The 24,912-nt window shown below is 66.0% G+C and carries 26 protein-coding genes and 1 tRNA gene; 14 read left to right on the top strand and 13 right to left on the bottom strand.

The genetic code is table 11. The features are described 5' to 3' along the window. Positions 1–281: 281 nt before the first annotated feature. The 6 genes from thrB to argS all read right to left on the bottom strand — a co-directional run bounded on the left by thrB (position 282) and on the right by argS (position 7,780). Positions 282–1,247, bottom strand: a complete 966-nt coding sequence (gene thrB, locus QN350_RS06005; protein WP_416173020.1) for a homoserine kinase — start codon at positions 1,245–1,247, stop codon at positions 282–284. After that, positions 1,244–2,359, bottom strand: coding sequence for a threonine synthase (gene thrC, locus QN350_RS06000; RefSeq protein WP_322139156.1), 1,116 nt, complete (start codon positions 2,357–2,359; stop codon positions 1,244–1,246). The genes thrB and thrC overlap by 4 nt, the downstream gene beginning before the upstream one ends. Continuing rightward, complete coding sequence (locus tag QN350_RS05995) at positions 2,359–3,696, bottom strand: homoserine dehydrogenase (RefSeq protein WP_322139155.1); 1,338 nt, start codon at positions 3,694–3,696, stop codon at positions 2,359–2,361. Before QN350_RS05995 ends, thrC begins: the two co-directional genes overlap by 1 nt. Next, positions 3,693–5,126 carry a diaminopimelate decarboxylase gene (gene lysA / locus QN350_RS05990; RefSeq protein ID WP_322139154.1) on the bottom strand — a complete coding sequence of 478 codons (1,434 nt, stop codon included), beginning with the start codon at positions 5,124–5,126 and terminating at the stop codon, positions 3,693–3,695. Before lysA ends, QN350_RS05995 begins: the two co-directional genes overlap by 4 nt. Positions 5,127–5,270: 144 nt before the next feature. Then, complete coding sequence (locus QN350_RS05985; protein ID WP_323515953.1) at positions 5,271–6,086, bottom strand: DUF2993 domain-containing protein; 816 nt, start codon at positions 6,084–6,086, stop codon at positions 5,271–5,273. Between the two features lie 2 nt (positions 6,087–6,088). Next, positions 6,089–7,780 carry an arginine--tRNA ligase gene (gene argS, locus QN350_RS05980; protein WP_322139152.1) on the bottom strand — a complete coding sequence of 564 codons (1,692 nt, stop codon included), beginning with the start codon at positions 7,778–7,780 and terminating at the stop codon, positions 6,089–6,091. Between the two features lie 54 nt (positions 7,781–7,834). Here argS and QN350_RS05975 point away from each other — a divergent pair, with 54 nt between their 5' ends. The 4 genes from QN350_RS05975 (at position 7,835) to QN350_RS05960 (ending at position 9,878) form a co-directional block, all read left to right on the top strand. Then, positions 7,835–8,485, top strand: coding sequence for a hypothetical protein (locus QN350_RS05975; RefSeq protein WP_281534199.1), 651 nt, complete (start codon positions 7,835–7,837; stop codon positions 8,483–8,485). Between the two features lie 230 nt (positions 8,486–8,715). Beyond that, positions 8,716–8,787: transfer RNA gene (locus QN350_RS05970), tRNA-Arg, on the top strand. Between the two features lie 98 nt (positions 8,788–8,885). Beyond that, positions 8,886–9,335 (top strand): hypothetical protein, encoded by a 450-nt coding sequence (locus QN350_RS05965; RefSeq protein ID WP_322139151.1) that lies wholly within the window; start codon positions 8,886–8,888, stop codon positions 9,333–9,335. 42 nt (positions 9,336–9,377) lie between these two features. After that, positions 9,378–9,878: a GNAT family N-acetyltransferase gene (locus QN350_RS05960; protein WP_322139150.1), complete on the top strand. Its 501-nt coding sequence runs from the start codon at positions 9,378–9,380 to the stop codon at positions 9,876–9,878. An 81-nt stretch (positions 9,879–9,959) separates the two neighbouring features. Here the strand turns inward: QN350_RS05960 and QN350_RS05955 are convergent, their stop codons facing one another. Beyond that, positions 9,960–10,511, bottom strand: coding sequence for a phenolic acid decarboxylase (locus QN350_RS05955; protein ID WP_322139149.1), 552 nt, complete (start codon positions 10,509–10,511; stop codon positions 9,960–9,962). 62 nt (positions 10,512–10,573) lie between these two features. Here QN350_RS05955 and QN350_RS05950 point away from each other — a divergent pair, with 62 nt between their 5' ends. The 6 genes from QN350_RS05950 (at position 10,574) to QN350_RS05925 (ending at position 16,073) form a co-directional block, all read left to right on the top strand. Next, entirely contained in the window at positions 10,574–11,044 is a 471-nt protein-coding gene (locus tag QN350_RS05950) for a MarR family winged helix-turn-helix transcriptional regulator (RefSeq protein ID WP_281534195.1), read from the top strand. A 246-nt stretch (positions 11,045–11,290) separates the two neighbouring features. Next, positions 11,291–12,964 carry a formate--tetrahydrofolate ligase gene (locus tag QN350_RS05945; RefSeq protein ID WP_322139148.1) on the top strand — a complete coding sequence of 558 codons (1,674 nt, stop codon included), beginning with the start codon at positions 11,291–11,293 and terminating at the stop codon, positions 12,962–12,964. Between the two features lie 141 nt (positions 12,965–13,105). Then, positions 13,106–13,612, top strand: coding sequence for a hypothetical protein (locus QN350_RS05940; RefSeq protein ID WP_322139147.1), 507 nt, complete (start codon positions 13,106–13,108; stop codon positions 13,610–13,612). Positions 13,613–14,163: 551 nt separating this feature from the next. Then, positions 14,164–15,147: an NAD-dependent epimerase/dehydratase family protein gene (locus QN350_RS05935; protein WP_323507838.1), complete on the top strand. Its 984-nt coding sequence runs from the start codon at positions 14,164–14,166 to the stop codon at positions 15,145–15,147. 52 nt (positions 15,148–15,199) lie between these two features. After that, positions 15,200–15,625, top strand: coding sequence for a hypothetical protein (locus tag QN350_RS05930; RefSeq protein WP_322139145.1), 426 nt, complete (start codon positions 15,200–15,202; stop codon positions 15,623–15,625). 10 nt (positions 15,626–15,635) lie between these two features. Further along, the gene (locus QN350_RS05925) at positions 15,636–16,073 is read left to right on the top strand and encodes a VOC family protein (protein ID WP_322139144.1); all 438 of its coding nucleotides are present in this window, start codon (positions 15,636–15,638) and stop codon (positions 16,071–16,073) included. Positions 16,074–16,089: 16 nt separating this feature from the next. Here the strand turns inward: QN350_RS05925 and QN350_RS05920 are convergent, their stop codons facing one another. From QN350_RS05920 to QN350_RS05910, 3 genes are all read right to left on the bottom strand, one after another. Next, a complete protein-coding gene (locus QN350_RS05920; protein ID WP_322139143.1) occupies positions 16,090–18,228 on the bottom strand; it encodes an elongation factor G-like protein EF-G2 in 2,139 nt (712 codons plus the stop codon). Between the two features lie 107 nt (positions 18,229–18,335). Next, positions 18,336–19,481, bottom strand: coding sequence for a DUF6544 family protein (locus QN350_RS05915; protein WP_322139142.1), 1,146 nt, complete (start codon positions 19,479–19,481; stop codon positions 18,336–18,338). After that, positions 19,478–20,029 (bottom strand): TetR/AcrR family transcriptional regulator, encoded by a 552-nt coding sequence (locus tag QN350_RS05910; RefSeq protein ID WP_322139141.1) that lies wholly within the window; start codon positions 20,027–20,029, stop codon positions 19,478–19,480. The genes QN350_RS05915 and QN350_RS05910 overlap by 4 nt, the downstream gene beginning before the upstream one ends. 277 nt (positions 20,030–20,306) lie before the next feature. Here QN350_RS05910 and QN350_RS05905 point away from each other — a divergent pair, with 277 nt between their 5' ends. Continuing rightward, a complete protein-coding gene (locus QN350_RS05905) occupies positions 20,307–20,927 on the top strand; it encodes a dihydrofolate reductase family protein (protein WP_322139140.1) in 621 nt (206 codons plus the stop codon). A gap of 52 nt (positions 20,928–20,979) precedes the next feature. Here QN350_RS05905 and QN350_RS05900 read toward each other — a convergent pair whose 3' ends face one another. From QN350_RS05900 to QN350_RS05890, 3 genes are all read right to left on the bottom strand, one after another. Continuing rightward, entirely contained in the window at positions 20,980–21,507 is a 528-nt protein-coding gene (locus QN350_RS05900; RefSeq protein ID WP_322139139.1) for a hypothetical protein, read from the bottom strand. An 11-nt stretch (positions 21,508–21,518) separates the two neighbouring features. Beyond that, a complete protein-coding gene (locus tag QN350_RS05895; RefSeq protein WP_322139138.1) occupies positions 21,519–21,722 on the bottom strand; it encodes a hypothetical protein in 204 nt (67 codons plus the stop codon). A gap of 69 nt (positions 21,723–21,791) precedes the next feature. After that, entirely contained in the window at positions 21,792–23,090 is a 1,299-nt protein-coding gene (locus QN350_RS05890; RefSeq protein ID WP_322139137.1) for a helix-turn-helix transcriptional regulator, read from the bottom strand. A gap of 101 nt (positions 23,091–23,191) precedes the next feature. Between QN350_RS05890 and hxlB the strand changes: the two genes are divergently transcribed. From hxlB to QN350_RS05875, 3 genes are all read left to right on the top strand, one after another. Further along, positions 23,192–23,776 (top strand): 6-phospho-3-hexuloisomerase, encoded by a 585-nt coding sequence (gene hxlB, locus QN350_RS05885; RefSeq protein WP_281534184.1) that lies wholly within the window; start codon positions 23,192–23,194, stop codon positions 23,774–23,776. 74 nt (positions 23,777–23,850) lie between these two features. Continuing rightward, complete coding sequence (gene hxlA, locus QN350_RS05880) at positions 23,851–24,474, top strand: 3-hexulose-6-phosphate synthase (RefSeq protein WP_281534183.1); 624 nt, start codon at positions 23,851–23,853, stop codon at positions 24,472–24,474. A 109-nt stretch (positions 24,475–24,583) separates the two neighbouring features. Then, complete coding sequence (locus tag QN350_RS05875; RefSeq protein WP_281534182.1) at positions 24,584–24,910, top strand: antibiotic biosynthesis monooxygenase family protein; 327 nt, start codon at positions 24,584–24,586, stop codon at positions 24,908–24,910. The last annotated feature ends 2 nt before the right edge of the window (positions 24,911–24,912 follow it).

Genomic DNA, 24,912 nt, shown 5'->3' with positions numbered 1-24,912 from the left:
AAAATTTGTCCTTTCCCCCGGCACGAACGTTTACGAAAACCGGGGAAGCTGTGGCAACGTCGGAGGCGCTGCGGGTGGTTCAATCCCACAGAAAGTGGATTGAAGTGAACACACACAGCCACGCACAGATGTCGCGATAGCAGTGAGTTACGGGAAATGCACCATCGAAAGGAACCGGTCGTTAGGCGGTTCCTTCGGGTACGCATTCGACTCTAGCAGAGCATTCCGAGAACGGATGCCGCGCTCTCCCAGCCGCGGCACCCCCGTTCGCGGTCCTTAAGTCAGGCGGTCGTTGCCGTGTCCGTGCGGGTGACGGTCGCGCCCTGGAAGTCAACGGCGAGCATGAGCGCCTGCCAGGGGGTCGCCGAGTTCGCGGCGACGAGGTCCGCGGCGACGAGGCGCTGGCCCGGGTCACTCGCGAGGACGAGGATCGACGGGCCGGCTCCTGAGACGACGGCCGCGAAGCCGTGCTCCCTGAGCAGGGTGATCAGCCGGTTGGTCTCGGGCATCGCGGCGGCACGGTAGCTCTGGTGCAGCTTGTCCTCCGTCGCTGCGAGCAGCAGTTCCGGGCTCTGGATGAGCGCGGCGATGAGCAGCGCCGAACGGGACAGGTTGAAGACGGCGTCCTCGTGCGGCACGGTCTCGGGCTGCAGGCTGCGGGCGAGCGCCGTGGACATGGCCTGCTCCGGCACGAACACGAGCGGCTTGACGCCGCGGTGCACCATCAGCTTCTTGTGGCGGGGGCCCTCCGGAGTGGTCCACGCGATCGTGAGGCCGCCGAAAAGGGCGGGCGCGACGTTGTCCGGGTGCCCTTCCATCTCCGTGGCGAGGGTGAGCAGTGCTTCGGAGTCGATGTCGACGATGCCCTCGAGCAGGCCCTTGGCGGCCATGATCCCGGAGACGATCGCTGCCCCGGAGGATCCCATGCCGCGGCCGTGCGGGATCTTGTTGTGAGCGACGAGCGCGAGGCCCGGCATCCGCTGCCCATAGGCGGCAAAGGTGTGCGCGATGGCCTGCACGACGAGGTTGGTTTCGTCGGTCGGCACCACGCCGGCGCCGACGCCCTGCACGTCGACGAACACGCCGGGTTCATCGCGCGCGGTCACGTCGAGGCGGTCGTAATACGCGAGGGCGAGGCCGAGGGTGTCGAAGCCGGGGCCGAGGTTCGCGGTCGTCGCGGGAACCTGAACGGTCACCGAGCGACCGGAGAGAAGGGTGGGTTCCGACACGGCTTCGGCCAGGGTCACTTCTTGACCAGACCGAGGACGCTCGCGATTTCGGCGGTGTCCACGGGCACGACCGTCGGCGTGATCTCGGCGCCGTCCGCGGTGCGGAGGGCCCACTGCGGGTCCTTCAGGCCGTGGCCGGTGACCGTGAGCACGACCGTCGCGCCGGCCGGGATGAGGCCGGCCTCTGCGCGCTCGAGCAGGCCGGCGACGCTGATCGCGGAGGCGGGTTCGACGAAGATGCCCACCTCTGCGGACAGGATGCGGTAGGCCTCGAGGATCTTGGCGTCGCTGATCGCGCCGAAGTAACCGTTCGTGAGCTTCTGCGCCGCGAGGGCGAGGTCCCAGGATGCCGGGTTGCCGATGCGGATGGCGCTCGCGATGGTCTCGGGGTGGTCGACGCGGTGGCCGAGCACGATCGGGGCGCTGCCTGCGGCCTGGAAGCCGAACATGCGCGGCAGCTTCGTGATCGCACCGCGCTCGAGTTCCTCGGTGTAGCCGCGGGTGTACGCGGTGTAGTTTCCGGCGTTGCCGACGGGGACGATGTGGATGTCCGGCGCGTCTTCGAGCACCTCGACGACCTCGAAGGCCGCCGTCTTCTGGCCCTCGATGCGGTCGGGGTTGACCGAGTTGACGAGGTGCACCGGGTAGTTCGCCGAGAGGTCGCGGGCGATGTCGAGGCAGTCGTCGAAGTTGCCCTGCACCTGCAGGAGCTGCGCGTTGTGCGCGATGGCCTGGCTGAGCTTGCCGAGCGCGATCTTGCCCTCCGGCACCAGCACGACCGCGAGGATACCGGCGTGGGTCGCGTATGCGGCGGCGGAGGCCGAGGTGTTGCCGGTCGAGGCGCAGATGACGGCCTTGGCGCCGTCTTCGACGGCCTTCGAGATCGCCATGGTCATGCCGCGGTCCTTGAAGGAGCCGGTCGGGTTCATGCCCTCGTACTTGATCCAGACCTTCGCACCGGTGCGCTTCGACAGCGCGGGGGCGGGAATCAGCGGCGTGCCGCCCTCGCCGAGCGTGATGATCGGCGTGGCGTCGGTGATGTTCAGGCGGTCGGCGTATTCACGCAGCACACCCCGCCACTGACGGGACTGGGTCTTCACGGCCTGCGTGGACTCTCGTTCGCTGGACATCAGGCTCCTTCAACTCTCAAAACGGATGCGACGGTGGTGACAAATCTGTTGGCGGCGAGGTCCGTCACGGTGGCGGCGAGGGCCGCCTCCGTTGCCTCGTGGGTTCCGATCACAAGGGTAGCCGTGGACGGGACGGCCGCGTGACTGGAGGTGAGCGGCCGCGCGGGGGTCATCGACTGCTCGACGAGGGCCAGCGAGACGCCGTGGTCGCTGAATACCCCGGCGAGGGTCGCGAGCACGCCCGGCTCGTCGGTGACCTCGAGGGTGACCGCGTAGCGGGTCGTGATGCTGCCGATGTCGAAGACGGGCAGGTCTGCGTGGATCGAGGCCGCGACTCCCGGGCCGCCGGCGATGTGGCGGCGGGCGAGCGAGACCAGGTCGCCGAGCACGGCCGACGCCGTCTCGACTCCCCCGGCGCCTGCGCCGTAGAACATCAGGCTGCCGGCGGATTCCGCCTCGACGAAGACGGCGTTGTTCGCGCCGTGCACGGCCGCGAGCGGGTGGCTGCGCGGCACCATCGCGGGGTAGACCCTGGCGGAGACGCCCGCCTGGCCGGTCGCGGCATCCGTGATGCGTTCGCAGATCGCGAGGAGCTTGACGACGTAGCCGGCCTTGCGGGCGGACTCGATCTGTGCGGGCGTGACCTCGGTGATGCCTTCGCGGTAGACGGATGAGAGCGGCACGTGGGTGTGGAAGGCGAGGCTCGCGAGAATGGCCGCCTTCTGCGCCGCGTCGTAGCCGCCGATGTCCGCGGTCGGGTCTGCTTCGGCGTAGCCGAGGTCTGTCGCGGTGGCGAGGGCTTCCTCAAGGGTGTCGCCCGCGGTGTCCATCTGGTCGAGGATGAAGTTCGTGGTGCCGTTGACGATGCCGAGGATGCGGTTGATCTGGTCGCCGCCGAGGCTGTCGCGCAGCGGACGGAGGATCGGGATCGCGCCGGCGACGGCGGCCTCATAGTTGAGCTGGGCGCCGACCTGGTCTGCGACGGCGAAGAGTTCGGGCCCGTGGGTCGCGAGGAGCGCCTTGTTCGCGGTGACGATATCCGCCCCGGAGTTCATCGCCATCAGGATGTAGCTGCGTGCCGGTTCGATGCCGCCGAGCAGTTCGATGACGACGTCCGCGCCGAGGATGAGGGATTCGGCGTCGGTCGTGAAGAGCTCGTGCGGCAGGTCGACGGTGCGTTCGGCGTCGACGTCGCGCACGAGGATGCCGACGAGTTCGAGGCCGGCGCCGACCCGGTTGGCGAATTCCTCGCTCTGCTCGAGCAACAGCCGGGCGACCTGGGCGCCGACGTTGCCGCCGCCCAGCAGGGCGACGCGCAGGTTGCGGTATTCGATCATCGGATGGCTTCCTTCGGTTGATCGGTGCCGGCGGGGGTAGCGACGACTGCGGTGATCCCGGCGTCGCGGGAGAGCAGGTCGGCGATGGTCTCGCCGCGGACGAGCAGCCGGGCGGCGCCGTCGAGTACGGCGACGACGGGCGGGCGGCCGAGGTAGTTGTAGTTGCTCGCGAGGGAGAAGCAGTACGCACCGGTCGCGGCGACCGCGACGAGGTCGCCGGGGGCGACGTCTCCGGGCAGGTAGTCCGCGTCGACGACGATGTCGCCGCTCTCGCAGTGCTTGCCTGCTACGCGCACGAGCACGGGGTCCGCGGTGCTCGAGCGGCCCGCGAGCCGCACAGAGTAGTCAGCTCCGTAGAGTGCGGGCCGGGCGTTGTCGCTCATGCCGCCGTCGACACTCACGTAGAGCCGGGTCGCGCCCGACACGTCGACGGCCTTGGTGGTGCCGACCTCGTACAGGGTCGTGCCCGCCGGGCCGATGATGGAGCGGCCGGGCTCGAAGGCGACAATGGGCACCGGGATGCCGCGCGCGGCGCACTCGGCCGCGACGATGTCGGCGAGGCGGACGGCCAGCTCGTGGATCGGGGTGGGGGTGTCCGCGTCCGTGTACGCGATACCGAAGCCGCCCCCGAGGTTGAGTTCGGGGACCGGGCCGCCGCCGAGCAGCGCTGCGTGCACGGCGAGCAGCCGGGAGGCGGATTCGGCGAAGCCGTCCGCCCCGAAGATCTGCGAACCGATGTGGCAGTGCAGGCCAATGAAACGCAGGGCAGGCTCCGCCCGGATCAGGGCGACGAGGCGCGGGGCGTCCTCGAGAGTGATGCCGAACTTCTGGTCCTCGTGCGCGGTGGCCAGGAACTCGTGGGTGTGCGCGTGCACGCCGCTGTTCACCCGGAGCCGCACGTTCTGCACGATGCCGTGCCGGGCAGCTGCCGCGGCGACGCGGGAGATCTCGATGGTCGAGTCGATCACGATCGTGCCGACGCCGACGGCGCAGGCCTCGTCGATCTCGGCGAGGGACTTGTTGTTGCCGTGGAAGCCGAGTCGGGCGCCGGGCGCGCCGGCCGCGAGGGCGACGGCGAGTTCCCCGCCGCTGCAGACGTCGATGTTGAGGCCCTCGGCGAGCATCCAGCGGGCGACCTCGCTCGACAGGAAGGCCTTGCCGGCGTAGTACACCTTGACCGTGGTGCCGATGCGGGAGAATTCCGCCTCGAAAGCGGACCGGAGGGCGAAAGCGCGGGCGCGGGCATCCGCTTCGTCGATGACGTAGAGCGGGGTGCCGAACCGGGCGGCCAGGTCAGGCGCGGAGACGCCGCCGATGACGAGGTCGCCGGCCGGCGCACGGTGCATGGTCGCGGGCCAGAGGCCGGCCGAGAGCGCGTTGGCGTCTCCGGGCAGGACGAGCCAGTCGGGGGCGAGCGGGTTGGTGGCCACGGGTGAAAACCTCACGGGAAAGTCGAGTGGGTGTCTCACTGAGTGGCGAGCGAACCCGGATTGGTCCCTGAAGCCAGTGAAGATTTCGCCGGCATGACAGCGAACCTGCACCGATTCTAGCGAGCAAGGGGTGCGCGCGCCGAATCAGCCGGCGGAGCAGGTGCCAAGGGTGGTCAGCGACTGCGCGGTGAGCATCAGGGTGCTCGACTCCAGCGTAATGCGCGCCCGCCCCGGCGTGACGTCGACGCCGGCGAGGTTGACGCCCTCTGGGAGGTACTCGGCAACGCACACCCGGATCGGCTGCTGGCCGAGCACGAGCGGGAGGATCGCCGTGGCGTCGATGCTGCCAGCCCCTGTGGTGATCTGTGCGCCGCTCGGGGTGAAAAGCAGCGAATCGGCCGCAGCGGTTGGGGTCGCGGTGGCCTGGTAGCCGATGTTCAGGCCGAAGACGCTCACGTTGCCCTCGTACTGCACGGTGCCGTCGCCCAGCACGAGGTTGGCGGCGGGCGTCCCCTGCGGCAGGGCCGCTGCGAGGAGGGTGTTGAGCGCAGCCTGGTCGAGGTCGACCGTTCCGCGCACGTCGCCGACCTTCTTGGCCTGGTCGACGGGCACGTCGGTTGCGACGAGGTGCACGGATGCCGGCACACCGTTCACGGTGAGGGCGGGGGCCACCAGGGTGACCCGGTCGAAGCTTCCCATCAGGTACTGCGCGATCACGGACAAGCCGCCGATCGAGACGGACACGTCTCCCGTGACCGAATCGGGCAGGTGCGCCGCAATCTCGGACTTCGCCCGGTTCTCGGCGTAGTTGCGCACGCCGGCATCGGCGATGAAAAACGCGGCGACGAGGCCGAGCACCACGATCGTCGCGAGGATGAACCCGCTCAGGCCGCGGCGCCTGCGCGTTGCGGCTCCCCTGCCCGTTCTGGTGTCCCGATCCAGTGCCCCGTCCCGGTCCACGGTCACATCCGTTCGGGAGCAGCCACGCCGAGGAGGCCGAGGCCGTTGCGGATGACCTGGCCGGTGGCGTCGTTGAGCCAGAGTCGCGTGCGATGCAGCTCCGTGACGGGTTCGTCGCCGAGCGGGATCACCCGGCAGTTGTCGTACCAGCGGTGGTAGTAGCCGGCGACCTCTTCGATGTACCGGGCGATGCGGTGCGGCTCGCGCAGCTCGGCGGCGAGGGCGACCATGCGCGGGTACTCCTGCAGCACGCCGAGCAGGGCGGACTCGCTGTCGTGCACGAGCAGCTCCGGGTTGAAGTCGGTGCGCTCGACTCCGGCAGCAGCAGCGTTGCGGGCGACGGAGCAGGTGCGGGCGTGCGCGTACTGCACGTAGAAGACGGGGTTCTCGTTGCTGTGCTTGCCGAGCAGGTCGAGGTCGATGTCGAGCTGGGTGTCACTCGAGGAGCGCACGAGGGCATAGCGGCCGGCGTCGACACCGACGGCGTCGACGAGGTCGTCGAGGGTCACGATCGTGCCGGCACGCTTGCTCATCCGAACGGGCTCGCCGTCCTTGAGCAGGTTGACCATCTGGCCGATCAGGATCTGCAGGTTGACCCCGGGGACGTCGCCGAAGGCCTCGACCATGGCCATCATCCGGCCGACATAGCCGTGGTGGTCTGCGCCGAGCATGATCAGGTTCTGGTCGAAGCCGCGCTCGCGCTTGTCGAGGTAGTAGCCGAGGTCGCCGGAGATATAGGCCGGTTCACCGTTCGAGCGGATGATGACGCGGTCACGGTCATCGCCGAAGGTCGTCGTGCGGAGCCAGATGGCGCCATCCGCTTCGAAGATGTGGCCGAGGCCGCGCAGGCGCTCGATGGCCCGGTTGACCGCGCCGGACTCGTGGAGCGAGTCTTCGTGGAAATAGACGTCGAAATCGACGCCGAAGCCGTGCAGCTTTTCCTTGATCTCGGTGAACATCAGGTCGACGCCGATCGAGCGGAAGACTTCCTGCTGTTCCTCGCGCGGCAGGTCTGCGATCGGGGTCGCTCCGTCGTATTTCGCCAATACCTGGTCGGCGATGTCGCCGATGTACGCTCCGCCGTAGCCGTCCTCGGGGGTGTGCTCGCCGAGGTAGGCGGCCAGGACACTGCGGGCGAACCGGTCGATCTGCGAACCGTGGTCGTTGAAGTAGTACTCGCGCGTGACATCCGCGCCTTCGGCCTGAAGCACCCGGGCGAGGCTGTCGCCCACCGCGGCCCAGCGCACGCCGCCCATGTGAATGGGGCCGGTCGGGTTGGCGGAGACGAATTCGAGGTTGATCTTGATGCCGTCGTAGAGGTGGCCGGTGCCGTAGGCCGGGCCGGCGTCGACGATGGTCTTCGCGAGCGCGCCGGCGGATGCCGCCTCGAGGCGGATGTTGATGAAGCCGGGGCCGGCGATTTCGACGGAGGCGACGTCGGGAAGCGCCTCGAGTCCGGTCGCGAGCTCTGTGGCGACCTCGCGCGGCTTGTAGCCGAGCGGCTTGGCGATCTTCATCGCGATACTCGAGGCCCAGTCGCCGTGGTCGCGGTTGCGCGGGCGTTCGAGGGTGACGTCGCCAGCGGTGGCGAGGACGATGTCGAGCCCGGCGGTGTCGATGCCTTCTGCGCGTCGGCGCTCACCCAACTGCTGGATCAGGGCGAACAGGGATTCGGAAAGCTCGGCGGGGGTCACGGAAACCAAGCTTACCGGCCCGGTTTGAAGCACCTCGCTTGCTAAGGTCGGACCGTGACTCTCTTTGATTCGCCCGCCTCCCCGTCCGCCCGGCGCTTGCGCGCCGGAGTCTTCCTCTGCGTTGGCGCGCTGAGTCTTATCGGCCTGTCCGGCTGCACGGCGGATGCCGCACCCGGGGCCTCCGGTTCGGCGAGCGCCGCCGCGACGGGGGGTTCTTCCTCGTCAGCGACCGCTTCGGCTACCGCGACGTCAACGCCGACGCCCACGCCGACCCCGGCAGGAACCGCTGTCGCGATGTCGTGCACCGACCTGCTGACGCTGGACGACGTGTACGCGTTCAACCCGAACTTCGGCAGCGACCCCTCGTACAAGCCGACCTCCGCGTCTGCGAAGACGGCGGCGTCATTCCAGGGGCTCACGTGCGGCCTGCTCAACCAGTCGAGCGACGGCACAATCGAAATCTCGCTCACCCAGCCCAACGCGGTACTCATGACGCAGCAGCAGGACAAGGCGGTCGCCTCCTCGAAGATCGTCCCGACCTACGGCACTCCCCCGACCGCCCAGGGCTTTTTCACGGTGTCCAACGGAATCGGTGAGGCTCAGGTCTTCACCGACACGTACTGGCTCACGATCAGCTCGTCGAACTTCCTGGAGCCCGGCGACGCCGAGTCCCTCGTCTCCGCCGCCCTCGGCCACCTGAAATAACTCGCCCCACCCCTGACGAACAGGGCGAACTCCCGCCCACCGGCGCAACACCCGCGCTCGATTCCGCCCACTGATGATTGCCGTGCCGAGCGCGGGAGTTTCGCCTCAACGCGGGTGGTGGACCACGAGCGCAGCGGCGAAACACCCGCGGTGGAGGCCTGCCGCGCTCTCGAAAGAGTGCCGGTGCGAACACCGGCCTCCCGGATGCTGATAACCTAGTGTTTTCCCGGGCCCCCATAGCTCAGGGGATAGAGCACTGCCCTCCGGAGGCAGGGGCGGCAGTTCGAATCTGCCTGGGGGCACACCAATAAAATCCTGATCAGAAGCCAGTTCTTCTCAGGAGATTTCAGCCCGTTCGAGCTCGGTCTTGCTCAATCGCTCTCGCCACTAGGCTCAAGCCATGATTCGCCTGCGTAAGACGCGTTGGAAGATCGCCTACATCCTTATCGGGGTGATCTCCCTGGCGGCGATCGAAATTGCGATCCAGCCGTTGATGTTCCCGAATCCGATGCCTGCCGTGGTCGCAAACTCGCTGACTCTCCTTCTCTATTTCGGAGGTGTGCGATCCTTCCGCGAATTGGGCGAACCCATCGCGCCACCCCGCGCCCGGTGGAGAATGACTTCCAGACCCCGAGCCGGATACATCATCGGATCCCTCCTTGTTCTGAGCTCCGCGAATGGCGTTCTCGTTGCGACCACTGCGCCACCGAAGTTGATATTCAACGTCTCGATCAGCGTAATGGTCGATGCGTCACTGGCGTTCTTGTACTTCAGGTCATCTGCCCGGCTCCAAAAAGCGCCTCCGCGCACAGTGCAGGAAGTGCCGCGCTGGAAGCCACTCAAGAGCTAGTCGACCTATCTCTCTGGCACGGATTTCTCCTAAGGTCGGAGCATGTCCTTCCCTCGCTCAGACCGGTTGACCTTTCGAAACATGACGGACGCTGACCTCGACGACATGGCTGCCATGCTGGCTGACGCGGACGTGATGCAGTACTACCCGCGACCCAAGAGCCGCGAGGAGGCCCAGGGGTGGATCGACTGGAACAAACGCAACTACGTCGAGCATGGCTACGGTCTGTGGATCATCGCGACGAAGACGGGTGAGTTCGTCGGCGACTGTGGCCTCACCTGGCAGGCCGTCAACGGTCGACCCGAACTTGAGGTCGGCTACCACGTGCGGGCAAGTTTTCAGGGACGAGGCTACGCGACCGAGGCCGCTTCGGCTTGTATCGACTTCGCCCGAAACGTCTTAGGGGCAGCCCACCTGGTCGCGATCATCCACCCCGACAACCAGGCCTCGAGACGCGTCGCGGAAAAGATCGGCCTCAAATTCGAAGAGGATGACCGTGGCGGAGCGATAGACGTCCGCTCTGTCTATGGGTCACTTCTCTGAACTGTCCGTACTAGGCAGACGCTCGGCTCATCGAGTTTCGCACCGGCTCCGCATCTCGTTGGCGGCGCTCTTCACCTGTCGTCAGTTCGTGCGGTCTGCGAAGCCGGCGGGAAGGTCGTTCGGCGCCGTGGAGACGACCGTGTCGTCGTTTTCACCGACGAACTCGAAGAGGGTGATCCTGGCGAACTCCGGAACGACGTAAATCGGGTAGGTCGGGCCAGCATCGCGGAACGCCCGCATTTCGTCGAGGTGATCGTTCTGATACAGCACCGTCTTCGAGCCGGCCTCTTCGATCCACCGCGGGAAGAAGATCGTGCCGTGCAGGCGGCGCTTGGCCGGCAGCACGTTCACAACCACGCTCGTGCCGGTCGGCTCGGTCCACGAAACCTTGTAGACGGAGTCGTCCAGCTGGACAAGATCGACGGTCTGATCGGTCACCCAACGACCGCCAACCATGCCTGTGTGGATGCGATAGTCCATCGTCGTCGCATTCTTGACGTACATCTCGTACTGCCAGTTGTTCGCGTAGGTGTAGATGAAGCGGTATCCCACGATTCCGGAGAGGTCCTGCGGCGGGGTGGGCTGCGCGACGGTGGTGACGGTGTCTTGACTCATGTTCGGTGTTGATGTCATGAATTTAGTTTTGCACACAAAACTAGATTTGTCAGCAAAACACCGCTGAGTATCATCGAGGTATGGCTACAACCCCAACGCAGGCGCACGCGCTCGCCCAGGCGCTCGGTCCGCTCCGGCGAGCGCTGCTCAGGGCAGCTCAGGAAGCGGGCGATCTGCCCAACCTGCCGGAGGCGCAGATTGAGTTGCTCCGCCTCCTCGTCGAGACCGGCCCGATCAGCTCGGCACGGCTCGCCGCCCGGCTCGGGCTCGCCCGACCCACGGTCAGCAACCTGCTCAAAACCATGACGACCGCCGATCTCATCGATCGGACAGCAGCAGCCGAAGACCTCCGATCGACCTTGGTGAGCGCGTCGAATACCGCTCGAGGGCTCCTGGCACGCTATGACGACGTCAGTTCACGCGTCATCGCTGAAGCGCTCGCACAGCTCGATGCGACCGCGCGGGAGCAACTCCGCCAGGCGACGCCTTCCCTGCGAGCGCTGACCGAGATCATTGGCCGTTCCCCAGGCACCCACGCGACGGGCAGATAGCCGGCGCAGATTCTCACGCCGATCCGCACTAAGAAACGCTGGCCAGCGTCTGATGACGTGTCCACTAGATCGCGACCGCCTGCGCGGACGTGTCATTGTGGGATGGCACAATGAGAGTACGCGGATGCCGTCGGTCACGTGTCCACACGGCCGCGCACAACCGGACCCGCGCTCAGCACAGATCGCACTCTGGCCGATTCTGGCTGGAGTGGGATACCTGGCAATGGGCGTTGATAGCGTTTGAATATGCAATTCACTCCCCAGACCATTGTCGAACTGGCGGATGAGCTGGGTCTCGGAGTTGACGACCTCGAGCCGTATGGTCGGGGAAAAGCCAAGCTGTCGCTCGACCTGCTCAACCGCCCCGCGAACGGCACGGGTCGACTCGTGCTCGTTACCGCGATCAACCCGACGCCTGCGGGTGAGGGCAAGACCACGGTGTGTATAAGCCTCGCGATGGGTCTGCGTCGATTGGGACGGAGCGCCGTGCTTGCTCTGCGGGAACCATCACTCGGGCCGGTTTTCGGCTCGAAGGGCGGAGGTACTGGAGGCGGCAGAGCCTCGCTCACCCCCGCGGACGACATCAATCTTCACTTCACCGGCGATATTCATGCGATCACCACGGCCCACAATCTGCTGTCGGCGCTCGTCGACAACGCAATATTCTTTCGAGAAGAGATCCCTGGCAGGGGCGTGATCGATCCCGGTCAGGTCACTTGGGGACGCGCGCTCGACATGAACGACCGCGCTCTCCGGCGAAGTATCGTTGGCATTGGCCCCAAGACCGACGACCTCTCGCGCCAGGAACACTTCGACATCACGGCGGCAAGCGAGATCATGGCGATTGTGGCCCTCGCGTCAGGTCTAGAAGATCTCGAGGACCGCCTGTCTCGTATCGTGGTGGGGCGAACGCATGCGGGGCAAGCGGTCACAGCAGGAGACCTCCGGGCTTCCGGAGCAATGACGGTGGTGCTTCGCGACGCGTTGCGACCGAATCTGGTGCAAACCGAGGAGGGCGGCCCCGCGATCGTGCATTGCGGACCCTTCGGCAATATTGCACATGGCTGCAATAGCGTGGTCGCGACACGCCTCGCGATGAAGCTCGGTGACTACGCGATCACCGAGGCAGGGTTCGGGTTCGATCTCGGTGGCGAGAAATTTCTCGATATCAAGTGCCGTCTCGCGGGGATCTGGCCACGCGCCGTCGTCATCGTGGCCACACTGCGGGCTCTCAAGATGCACGGGGGCGCGCCGGTCGCGATCTGCGGTGAGCCAGATACCACGACGCTCATCAAAGGACTGGAACACCTCGAGCATCATCTCGCTACGGCGAGCGCCTTCGGCCTCACGCCGATCGTCGCGATCAATCTCTTCCCGAACGATACCGAGTCGGAACTGTTATTGGTCGAAGAAGCCGTCGCTGAGCGCGGCGTTCGATTCGCCCGCACCGACGGTTTCGCGCGCGGTGGCGAAGGATCGCTGGATCTCGCCCGGGTGGTGAGCGAAGTGGTCGATCTCACCGACGTGGCACCTCCGCAGCCGCGATTCATCTACAACGAATCGGATTCCCCGCACGACAAGATCCGCAAGATCGCCACGGTGGTCTACGGCGCAAGCGATGTGGCGTTCACCCCAGCTGCTGAGCTAGACATAGCCCGAATCGCGGAGCTGGGCTACTCGAATCTCCCCATCTGCATGGCCAAAACTCACCTCTCCCTCACTGACGACCCCAGAATTGCCGGTCGCCCCCGTAACTTCATCATCACGGTCCGAGAGGTTCGTCTTTCGGCAGGTGCAGGATTCCTTATTCCGATGACGGGAGCCGTGATGACCATGCCAGGGCTTCCCAGAGTGCCCGCCTCGCGCAACATCCGATTGCTCCCGGATGGAAGCATTGCAGGACTCATGCAGAACGACTAAGGACCTCCGTTCGCCCGCGCCGTTGAGCAGATCGTGGAGAACCATCCTCTGCACGAATCTGCAGTCCCCCTCGCCGTTGCTCCCGGCGAACGAAGCCGACACTTCCGGCTGATACGTTCAGCCCCGCGCTATGGTGCACGAATGGGGAATCGACTTTCGTTGCTGGTGGGACCGCTCATCGTGTTGTTGTATGCGACGGTGATGGTGCTGACGATCACGGTATGGGATCCGGCAGCCGCCGTCCCGTCGTTGACCTATCCGGAAATCACTGCGGGACTCAACGGGGCCGGCATAAGCGTGCCTGCAGAAGTGCTCGCGTTGATTGTGTGGGCCTATCTTGGTGTCGGGCTCGCGCTGGTGCTGAGCATCCTTGGATTCACCGGGCACGCCGGACGAGGTGCCGTCGCCGTGGGGCATCTCGCGTTGATCGTCGCCGGCGCACCGGCCTACTTCTGGGGTTCATTCTCGCTCGGGATGGACGTAGCCGACACGTTCGGTGTCAGTGGTGGTGACCACACACGGTTGGGAGGCGTCCTGTACGCCATCAGCGGGGTCGCGTTGCTGGCACTTGTCGCCGTCACTTTCCGAATGGTGACGAATCGCCGACCTGTGCGGCTGCGTCGCGAAAAGCGCAGGGCCGAAATGTGAAGGACAGGTCGGTCGTGCCGGGTCTCGTCGCAGCGGCTCGAGCGCAGGGCCGCCGAGAAGCTCCGAGGGTGGCCACAGCGCTCCTCGAAGGGTAGGTCTTCGACGGCCGCCGCACCGCGGTCGAATCGTCAGCTGGCGTGCGTTGTCGCAATGATCGTGACCACAACCACTGCAACGGTGAACACGGCAAGAATCAACCACCCCTGCCACGTACGCGGACCCCAGCCGCCACCCAGTTTCTTCGGACCAAACCACGGTTCATGTTCTGCCACTGCGTCCCCCAAGAAGTTGAAATTTCGTGACGCCCATCTGCCGAGGGCAATCGAACAGTCCCTGCGCTCTCACTCTTCATGAGCGACACGATGACGCCACTCTAGTGAGCGGCCAGACCTGACGGCTATCCCCCGTTGTCCCGATCTGCCTGCCCCGAAAGACGCTCAACCGAGCCTTTTTTGATATCGAAAAGCCTGATCGACGCCCACCCTCGTTTTCACCCAGCCGTGCGCTCAGGGCGAACCGCCCGTTCGGCGCAGGTCTGATGCACTTAGCTGGTGAACGTGACGCACACACTCATTCTTGGTGGGACAGCCTGGCTCGGTCGCGAGATCGCCCAGCAACTGGTTGAGTCGGGCGAGGAAGTGACTTGCCTCGCTCGCGGCGAGTCGGGATCGGTGCCTGCGGGCGCGACCCTCGTTCGCTCCGACCGGCGAGCGTCAGGCGCTTACGATGCAGTGTCGAAACACAAATGGGATCGTGTCATTGAACTCAGTTACGACGCCGGCCTCGTCACCGGAGCCCTTGCGGCTCTCGCCGACACCACGCCGCATTGGACGTTGGTGTCGTCCGTCTCCGTGTACGCAAGCAACAGTGAAGCGGATGCCGATGAAGACGCCGCTCTTGTCGAACCAACCGACCCGACTGAGTACGCCCACGCCAAGGTCGCAGCCGAACGGGTCACCTCCCAGGCCGTCGGCGACCGACTTCTCACTGCCAGACCCGGTCTCATCGTGGGGCCGGGCGACACCAGTGACAGGTTCAGCTACTGGGTGGCTCGCCTGGCCCTGGCTTCGCATGAGCCTGTTCTCGTGCCCGATGTCCACGGCCGGGCCGCCCAGCTCATCGACGTCAGGGACCTCGCTGCCTGGATCATCACTGCCGGTCACCGCAGCCTCACGGGCACCTACAACGCTGTCGGCACCCAACGAGAACTCGCAGATGTTCTTGCTGCTGCACAGCAGGTCGCAGGCCACGATGGCGAACTCATCTCGGCGGACGACGACTGGCTGGTCGCACACGGAGTCAACTATTGGGCTGGTCCCCGTTCCCTGCCCCTTTGGCTTCCCCGCAGCGCGGATGCGTTCTTCCAACGCAGCCGCCAACGGTTCCTCGAATCCGGGGCGATGGAACGAAGCATCCACGAGACCGTGCACGATGCACTCGCAGACGAACGAATTCGCGGCCTGGGCAGAGAGCGACGAGCGGGACTCAGCCGAGAAGACGAACTCCGTCTTATCGGCGAACGCAGCGAAAGATGAACAAATAGGTCGGGTCCGAAGGCGGTCCGGGCACTGTCGCTATACTCGCGGCATGCGGATCCGCCCCATAGACCTCGTCGACGTGCTGGTCTATCTCGTGGTGCTGGGAATGTTCATCGAGCTGTTTCCCGACGTCATCTCCGAAAGCTTCCTGTTGGCACTCCTGACGGCGATCCTGCTCAAGGTCGTCCTTGAACTTGTGCTCAGGGTCAAGAAGAACATCGTCGCGCGAATCCGCTCGGCCGAAACTCGATGGGTTCGAATCGTCAACGCGATCACCCTGTTGCTGCTGCTACCGGGGAGCAAGTTCCTGGTGCTCGAACTCGTCGACCTGGTCTTCGGTGACGCCGTCCGTCTCGGCGGCTTCTTTCAGGTCACGGTATTGATCATCGTTCTTATGCTCGCGCGGGGCGGCATACGACGAGCGTTCAGAAGGGCCAACGAAACCGCAGGCTCCGGGATCGATCCGTCTCGGTAGCATGAAACGCATGTCTATCAAGCTTGAGAATGTCGGCATCGCCGTTCGTGACCTCGAAGCAACGGTTTCCTTCTTCACGGCCCTCGGTCTCACAGTCATCGGCCGGGACGAAGTCCAGGGTGAGTGGACCGACACGGCGGTCGGGCTTGATGGCAACCACGCCAGGATCGCGATGCTCCAGACGCCGGACGGTCATGGACGTCTCGAGCTCTTCGAGTACATCCACCCGGAAGCGATCGAGTCCGAGCCCACTCGCCCCAACGAGATCGGGATGCATCGCATCGCGTTTTCCGTCGACAACCTCGACGACGCCCTTGCGATAGCCGCGACGCACGGCTGCTTTCCGCTTCGCGGCGTCGCGACCTATGAGGACATCTACAAACTCACCTACGTCCGCGGTCCCAGCGGCATCATCGTGATGCTCGCTGAGGAGCTGAAGAACAACTAAAGAGGGCCTGACCGACTCACATGGTCACGGTATCGGTGATCACATTCGGTGACGCCGGTTCGTGCCGCAGGTAGGCGCGGCGGAACCAACCGCTTCCCGCAGTCAGCGCCCGGAGTTCGATCGCATAGCGGAGCAACTCCGCATCGGGAATCTCAACGGTCACCTCACTCCGTTCTCCGCCGAGTGACGTGACCCCGGTCAGGTGTCCCCGGCGGGTGGACAGGTCTGTCATCACCGAGCCCACGTGGATGTCGGGCACGTTGATTGTCACGTCGGAGACGGGTTCCAGCAGCTGGATCCGGCTCGCGGCCGCGGCCTCGCGCAACGCCAGGGCACCGGCGGCCTGGAAGGCGGCATCCGAGGAGTCCACGCTGTGCGCCTTGCCGCCGACCAACGTCACCCGGATGTCGACGACCGGGAATCCAGCGGAGACGCCCCTTTGCATCTGCGCCCGGACGCCCTTTTCGACCGACCCGATGTACTGACCGGGGACCACCCCTCCGACGACCCGGTTGACGAACTCGAACCCTGCTCCGCGTTCGAGTGGTTCGACCTCGATGTCGCAGATGGCGTACTGGCCGTGCCCACCGGACTGCTTGACATGCCGCCCGCGCGCGGCGACCGCCCGGGCAAACGTCTCCCGTAGCGGCGTGATGACACCGACGGTCTCCACCTTCACGCCCTGGCCGCGCAGTCTGTCGAGCACGACCTCGGCGTGCGCCTCCCCCATGCACCACAGGATCAGTTGGTGGGTTTCGGCGTTCCGTTCCACTCGCAGTGTCGGGTCGACGGCGGCGACCTTTGCCAGGCTCCTGGCGAGCGCGTCTTCGTCGCCGTGGGTCGCCGCCTGCACGGCGACGGGCATCAGCGGCTCCGGCATCTCCCAGGGCGCGACCAGCATCGGCCGCTCCGGGGCGGAAACCGTATCGCCGGTCTCCGCGCTCGACATCCTGGTGAGCGCGCAGATGTCGCCGGCGACACAGTATTGCGCCGGGTTGAGGGCCGACCCCATCGGGAACTGCAGGTGCGTCACGCGCTCGTCACCGGCATGCTCAGTTCGGCCCCGATCGGCCAGCCCCGATCCGCCGATGTGCACGGTCGAGTCCTCCCGGATGGTGCCGGAGAAGACCCGAACCAGGCAGACGCGGCCGAGGAAGGAATCTATGGTGGTGCGCACTATTTCGCCGACCAGCGGCCCGTCCGGATCGCACGCCAGGGGCCCGGTCTGCCCACTGTCCAGGTCTGTCACCGCCGGCACGCCGCGTTCCACCGGCGACGGGAAGGCTCCGGTCACCAGGTCGAGCACCTCCGTCACTCCGACGCCGGTCTCCGCGGATGCCGCCAGCACCGGAAAGAAGGACCCGCGGACGACCGCGATCTCCAGGTCCGTGATCAGTGTGTCGACGGGGATCTCCTCGCCGTCGAGATAGCGATCCATCAGCGTCTCGTCCTCGCTTTCGGCGATGATGCCCTCGATCAGGACAGCCCGTGCCGCCTCGGAGTCGGCCCGTTCGGCCTCGTTCGTCTGCCGGCGGACGGGACGAAGGGTGCCCGCCGCATAGTCCGACACCGTTCCGGAGAGCAGTCCCCGCAACCCGGTAATGCCCCCGGCCGTGCGGATCGGCGCGTAGAGCGGCAGGACAGAGGAGCCGAAGGCACCCTGGAGCTCGGCCAGGACCGTCTCATAACGGGCCCGCGGATGGTCGATCCGACTGATCACGACGCCGCGGGGCATCCCGATGCTCTCGCATTCCGCCCAGAGTGCGGTGGTGGCTGCATCGACACCGTCAACGGCGGAGACGACGAACAGCGCGGCATCCGCCGCCCGGAGGCCGGCGCGCAATTCGCCGACAAAGTCGGCGTAGCCGGGGGTATCGAGCAGGTTCACCTTCACGTCGTCGACGACGATCGGCAGAACCGACAGTGTGACGGAGCGTTGCTGGTGGACCTCGGACGGATCGGAATCGCTCACCGTGGTGCCGTCGAGGATCGATCCCATCCGGTTGATGGCCCCGGTGGCGGCGAGGAACGCTTCAGCGAGCATGGTCTTGCCGGCCCCCGATCGGCCGACCAGGGCAACGTTGCGGATCTTCTCTGGACGCTGCGCCGGCGTTGTCGTGCCGGTGGACGAGCCGTGTGTGCCTTTTCCGGACATGAAGCTCCTGACGTCGTTGTCGTGACTTTCCCCCACCGTTGTAGTCGATTTGACACCCGCTCACGACCACACGGCAAGGGCCGGACCGGTCGCGTTTCCGCGAGAGGTCACATGCGCGTCTCTGCGGTACCGGAGTTGTAGGTGATCTCGTCGAGGTTGTATTCGAGGTAGGCGAACTCACCCTGTAGGGCGGCGGCGTGCCAGCGACCTTCCCCGTGAGTGGCGAGTCTGCGGGCACCGAACAGGCGATAGTCGCCCACCGGCGTCGACCACGGTTGCGGCGTGAAGGTCGAGCCGTCACGCGACGTGCTCATCCGGTCATCTGAGCGGAAGTCGACGAGGTCACCGCCGCGAAAGGTCAGGTCGGCGCTCACGGTCTGCAGACCGTTCGTGAACACGCCCCGGACATGGGTGTCATCGATCTGCTGCCAGGCTACCGGCGCGTCGACGAGTGCCGACGGGGCCAAAATGCACAGGTCGTTGAACAGGGTCACGGTCTCCGCCCTATCCATCTCGGGCCCCGCGGCGTTCACCATTCGGAGTACGGAGCACAGCTTGACGCGCATCGTGGCGGATCGGCCGACGAAGACGTGCAGCACGTCGACCGGCACGCCGAACATCGTGGCGTCCATCCAGAACAGTCGACTGGGCGTGGGACCATAGGTGTTTACCTGCTCGCCGGTGTAGGTCATCCACCGCGACGTGGCGCTGGCGCGGATCCGGCCGTGGATGATGGCGCGCAGCGACGAGACCCGGGGCTGGCCGACGGCGCCGGAACGCCGGACGTGCTCGGCGACCGGTGCGGGGAGGTGAGCCAGATCGGCTTCCGACACGATCGAATCCATGCCGGGTGCGGATTCATGAAGCGCGGTAGCGACACGACGCCGGTACTCGGCACGGTAACTTCGTGGACCGTTCGACGCGAGCTCATAGCCCAAGGCAACGAGAAGCACCAGGTTGGCCAGAGTCCCGGCCTTGGCGTCGCTCCACGAGGTCAGGATGACGGCCTGGGAGATCAGCAGGCCGACGAATCCGGCTACCCACCACATCCGTGCGCGGGCCGCGAACAGTACCCCGGTCACGACGAGCGCGATCGCAGCGGCGAGCCACACCACGCCGAGTGCCGGCGCGATCGGCTCGGTCAGCGTCGCCACCTCGGCCCAGGCGAGACCCTTTGCTGCGCCGAGGAGGTGGAGCAATCCGTGTGCGATCAGGATGACCACGACGAACCACCGCACGAGAGTCTTGGTCATGCGCGGGCTGCCGATCCGAAGCGGGCGAGGACCAGATCGACGGCTGACCGCGCGTAGCCGGCTTCGATCGGTTCACCCGTGATCAGGAGGCTGAAATACAAGGGCCCGGCGAGCGCGTTGATCACGAAGTCGGTGTCGGTGTCGGCGCAGAGCTCGCCGGAGGCGATTCCGCGTCTGACGACCGCGCGCCACTCGAGTTGGTTGGGCCCGATGATCAACTCGCAATAGCTGGTGGCGAGCTCGGGATCGACGGCCATCTCTGCGACCAGGCCGGGCAGCACTCGCCCCAGTGGAGTCCGGGTCAGGATATCGATCAGCTGTTCGGTCAGGAACAGCAGGGCGTCGGCCGCGCTGCTGCTCTCGTTGCTCGGTGCCGGACGCATTTGAGTCACCATCGCCTCGACGACGAGCTGGGACTTCTGCGCCCATCGCCGGTAGATGGCCGGCTTGCTCACGCCGGCCCGCCGGGCGACGTCCGCGATGGACAAGCGGACGTAGCCGACCTCGGCGAGCAATTCGATCGTGGCGGCCAGAATCGACCGATCCATGCCCGGATCGCGTGGGCGACCCAGATCACTGCCGCGACCGCCGGGTCGGCGCGGTGCCATCGGTGACTCCGACATCAGAACCGCCTTCCTTATAACGTTCCTATTAGTAACGTAACTGGAGTCGTCGAGTTACGCAACGAGGCGTTACGGAACCGCCTCACCCCTCCGTAACCTCATCCCGCTAGGCGGTCGGCCCCCTCCGGGTTCTTGACACGGTGGCGATTGGCCTGCAAGGTGCTAGCTGAGGCGGCTCAACGCCGCGACGAAAGGAGTTGTCGTGACTGGTCGCATCCATATCGACTTGTTCACCACGCTCGACGGAGTCTCCCAGGCTCCCGGAGGGCCCGAGGAAGACAACGACGGCGGCTTCAGGTTCGGTGGCTGGCAGGCACCGCTCATCGACGAAGCGGACGGCGCCCAGATCATCGCGGGAATCCGGGACATGGACGCCCTGCTTCTGGGGCGGCGCACCTTTGACATCTTCGCCGGGTATTGGCCACACCAGCTCGACGGGCCTGAGTCCGAAATCGCGCGCAAATTCGACGCGATCCCCAAATACGTCGCGTCCCGGGGCGCGCCGAACCTGACCTGGCGTGACTCGCACCTGCTTGGTCGCGACCTCGCCGCGGAGCTGGCCCGGTTGCGCGATCGGCACGAGGAGATCCACGTGATCGGCAGCATCAATTTCGCCCGCACTCTTGTCGCCGACGGCCTGTTCGACCAGCTGAACCTCTGGGTGTACCCGATCGTGCTCGGTGCCGGCAAGCGCCTCTTCCCAGCAGACGGGCCGCCGACATCCCTCGAGCTGCTCGGCGCCGGGACCCCGTCCCCGGCAGGCACGATCCTCCTGCGCTACGGCCCGAAGGGCTCCACCCCGGAGACGGGCGACATGACCTGACGGAACGGGAATACTCGGCGATCAATGATTGCGAGCGGCGAGAACTCGTCTCCTATTCGGCACCCTGGCGGTCCTCGATCGTCCGGAGTATCCAGGCGCCGGCGACCAGGAGCACGCCCAGTGGGAGCAGCAGGTCACTCAACGGACCACCCAGGTAGACGACGAAGTCTCTGAGGAAGGTCGAATCTCCCTGGATGGTTTGGGTCCAGGTCGAGATGTTCAGCTCAGCCACGAGGCCGATCGCCGCGAACGCGAGTCCGAGCAGGAGGGCAGCGCGTGACGTGAGCCGCAGCGGCCACGTCGGGGTGTCTTCCGTGGCCTCATCTGGTTTGACGATGGAGATCACCGATTCGTCGGCCAAGGCGCGAACGACAACGGATGTGACCATCAACGCCATCCCCAACGGCAGGACGAGCCCCGGAAGCAGCACTCCGACGAACTGCATCAAACCGGTCGACAGAAAGTCCGGGCTGAAGGGGCCGAATAGCGACGTGTACAGCAACCGGACCGTAACGAGACCGAGGACGGTCATGACCAGGCCGATCCAGAATCCTCGGGCGGGCGTCAGTGTGCGTGCCATCGTCGATCCCCTTACAGACCGCGCTGGCCCTTTTCGACGTCGGATTGGAACTTCGTGAACGCCCGCGCGAGTTCTGGATTCGACCCGTTCAGCTCGCGAGCCGCGGCCCTCGCCCGCGGTCGGGCAGAGAGCAGATAGAACGCGGCGAGGATCACGACCGCCAGGCCCAGTCCCCCACCCGCTATGAGCACGATCATCAAGCCACCTGCAGTCATGAAGAATCCTTCCCCGATTCCGAAACCACTGTCTGCCAAGCATCACACGAACAGCCGGTCAATGTCGCTTTATGTTGCCGGAGTGACGACTGTGTTCTGGCTCACGAGGGAAGCAAGTTCGGCGCGGTTCACTGCCCCCATCTTGCGAAGCACGTTCGCGACATGGAACTTGACGGTATTTTCGCTGATCGAGAGCGCATCCGCGATCGCCCGGTTGCGCGCGCCGGTGGCGACGAGGTCGAGGACGGCCCGTTCCCGGGCCGTGAGTCCCCAGCCGGCGATCGGCGCGATCGCTGACGAGGGCGGGTCAAGGGGAAGGGAGACGGAAATGTCCGAACCCCAGCCGGGTGTCGCATCCACGTGGAAGTCGCCGTCGAGGGCCGTCACCCGGGCGACCAGGTGACGCACGCTCGGCGTCTCAACGGATAGGTCGCCGGGGCCGTCGTCGCGAATGTTGATCAGCAGGTTGTGGCCATCGCAGTCCCACTGCACCCGCACCCGGGCGACCCCGGGCTGATCGACCAGGGCGAGCACTGCACCGCGCACGATCGCGCGTCCGGCGTGGGCGACTTCGCCCGGCAACGCGCGGCCGTTCACGGGCGGTTCGATGAACTGCACGTCGAGGTCCCCGAACCGCGCCAGGGGCCTCAGGTCGTTTCGGAGCCGCTCGAATGCCGTGGCGACGGGTTCTTCGGACAGGATGCGGTCGCGGTCACTGACCGCCCTCAGCTGCACCATGGCGGCCACGGTCAGGTCGATCGCCGTCTGCCGCGCGGCCGCGTCACCGGTCTGTCGTGAACGCAGAACCGCGAGAAGCAGTTCCAGCGTCGTGGAGTGGGCGTCGGTCAGCTCCGCAATGAGCGTGGCCCGGTCTCGCGAGGCCATCCGCGAATCGCGCAGGTAGTCCGGCGTGGCCACGACGACCTGGCTGCGGATGCCTGACGCGACCAGTTCCCAGAGTGCGGCGACGAGGTCCCGCGTTTCGCGAACTCCCGTCGGCGCCGCCGCTGTCAACTCGGGATCGGTCAGGACCAGAAGGGCTCCGGTCGAGGCGATCCAGGCCGACATCGCCCGCTCCGACCGGGCCAGCAGCGCCGGTTCGTTCCAGATCGATCCGCCGCGCAGGGCGACTGCATCGCGGAGAATGTCGAGTTCCGCGATCGTGACGTGGTCGATGACCTCTGCCTGGCCGGCCTTCTTCTGGGGGCGCCCCGTGCAATCCTCGGTGAAAATCACCAGGGCGCCGTGCGAGATACGCGACTGCAGCAGGTCGGAGAATGCTCCCGCAATGCCGAGCAGTGGGTGTGCGAGCACCTTGCGGAGTTCGAGGAGCAACTCGACCGAGGGGGAAATACTCACTTCTGACATACCCACACCCTACTCAGGGTGCGAGGACCTACCCGAACGGGTAGTCACATCCGCTCGTTCGGATGGCCTCGTCGTCGGCGGGCGGCGCGCAGGCTGGGGCAATGGCTTATTCCACGACATCCGCTCGCACGGCAGACTCCCTCAGAAGCATTGCGGGCGAAGTCCAGGGCGTCGTGGAGCGACTGGTGCGCGATTCGAGGGACGATCTGGACCGCGCGGCCGACCGGGTTCGCGCCGCAGATCGCGTCTTCGTCCTCGGGGCGGGCCGGTCCGGACTCGCGCTACAGATGACGGCGATGCGCCTGATGCACCTGGGCCTGGACGTCAAGGTGGTGGGCGACGCGACTACCCCGGCGATCACCGGCGAGGACGTCCTCCTGGTCGCAAGCGGGTCGGGCACAACGGCCGGCATCGTCCGCGCCGCGTCCACGGCGGCAGGTGTCGGAGCGGGCGTCGTCGCCATCACAACGGACCGGACTTCTCCTCTCGGGGAACTCGCCGACGTGGTCATCGTGGTTCCGGCCGCGACGAAGCAGGACCACGCCGGGATGATCTCGGCGCAGTACTCCGGCGGGCTCTTCGAGCAATCGCTTGTCCTCGTCGGCGATGCCCTCTTCGACGCACTCTGGAAGAACTCGGGCGCCACTGCGGAAGAGCTGTGGCCCCGGCACGCAAACCTCGAATAGGCCCCCTCATGCTTCCCTGCCCGCGACCGCGGCCAACAGGGTGAATCAAGCACAACCGAAGTAAGGAATCAGCAATGAAACTGCAGGTCGCCATGGACGTCATCACGCTGGACGCCGCCCTCACTCTTGCCGCACAGGTCGCACCGCACGTCGACATCATCGAACTCGGCACTCCGCTCATCAAGAGCGAAGGATTGCGTGCCGTCACCGCGATCAAGAAGGCACACCCGGACAAGCTCGTCTTCGCCGACCTCAAGACGATGGATGCCGGCGAGCTCGAGGCCGACATCGCGTTCACTGCCGGAGCCGACTTCGTGACCGTTCTGGGAACGGCCGGGGACAGCACGATCATCGGAGCCGTCAAGGCCGCCACAGCGCACGGCAAGGGAATCGTCGTCGACCTGATCGGCGTCGCCGACAAGGTGACCCGGGCCCGTGAGGTCACCGCGATGGGTGCCGTGTTCGTCGAGATGCACGCGGGACTGGACGAGCAGGCCGAGCCTGGCTTCACGTTCCAGACCCTCCTCGACGACGGCGAGGCCTCGAAGGTTCCCTTCTCCGTCGCCGGTGGCGTCAACCTCACGTCGATCAAGGGTGTGCAGCGAGCGGGTGCGACCGTTGCGGTCGCCGGCGGTGCCATCTACGGCGCGGCCGACCCTGCTGCAGCAGCAGCGGAACTGCGCGCCGCCATTATCTAGGACGCGCCAGCTGAATCCCGCGCGGGCCACCGAGGGTTCATGCAGCCTGCGGTGGCAGCATGGGGCGAAAGACGCGGTCACCCCCGTATCCATGACAGAAGGAAGCCCGATGACGATCATCAAGATCAATGCGATTACCGTGCCGGCCGACAACGGCGATGAGCTGGCTCGTCGGTTCGCCGCCCGCGCCGGGGCCGTCGACGACGCTCCCGGTTTCGAGGGCTTCGAACTGCTGCAGCCGACCGACGATCGCAGCACCTGGCTGGTCATCACGCGCTGGGCCGATGAGGCGTCCTTCCAGGCGTGGTCCACGTCTCCCGCATTCGCGCACGGCCACCGCAGTGAGGCTCCGCAGGACGGCAAGCCCGCTGCGCGCCCGGTCGGCGTCAGCAGCGAGCTGTGGTCCTACGCCATTGCCGGTGGTTCAGCCAGCTAGGA

Origin of the sequence: Cryobacterium sp. 10I5 (genome assembly GCF_035019865.1) — a bacterium.
GTDB classification, from domain to species: domain Bacteria; phylum Actinomycetota; class Actinomycetes; order Actinomycetales; family Microbacteriaceae; genus Cryobacterium; species Cryobacterium breve_A.
Note: the sequence above shows the minus strand (reverse complement) of the source record. Positions and strands in the feature narration are given on the sequence as shown.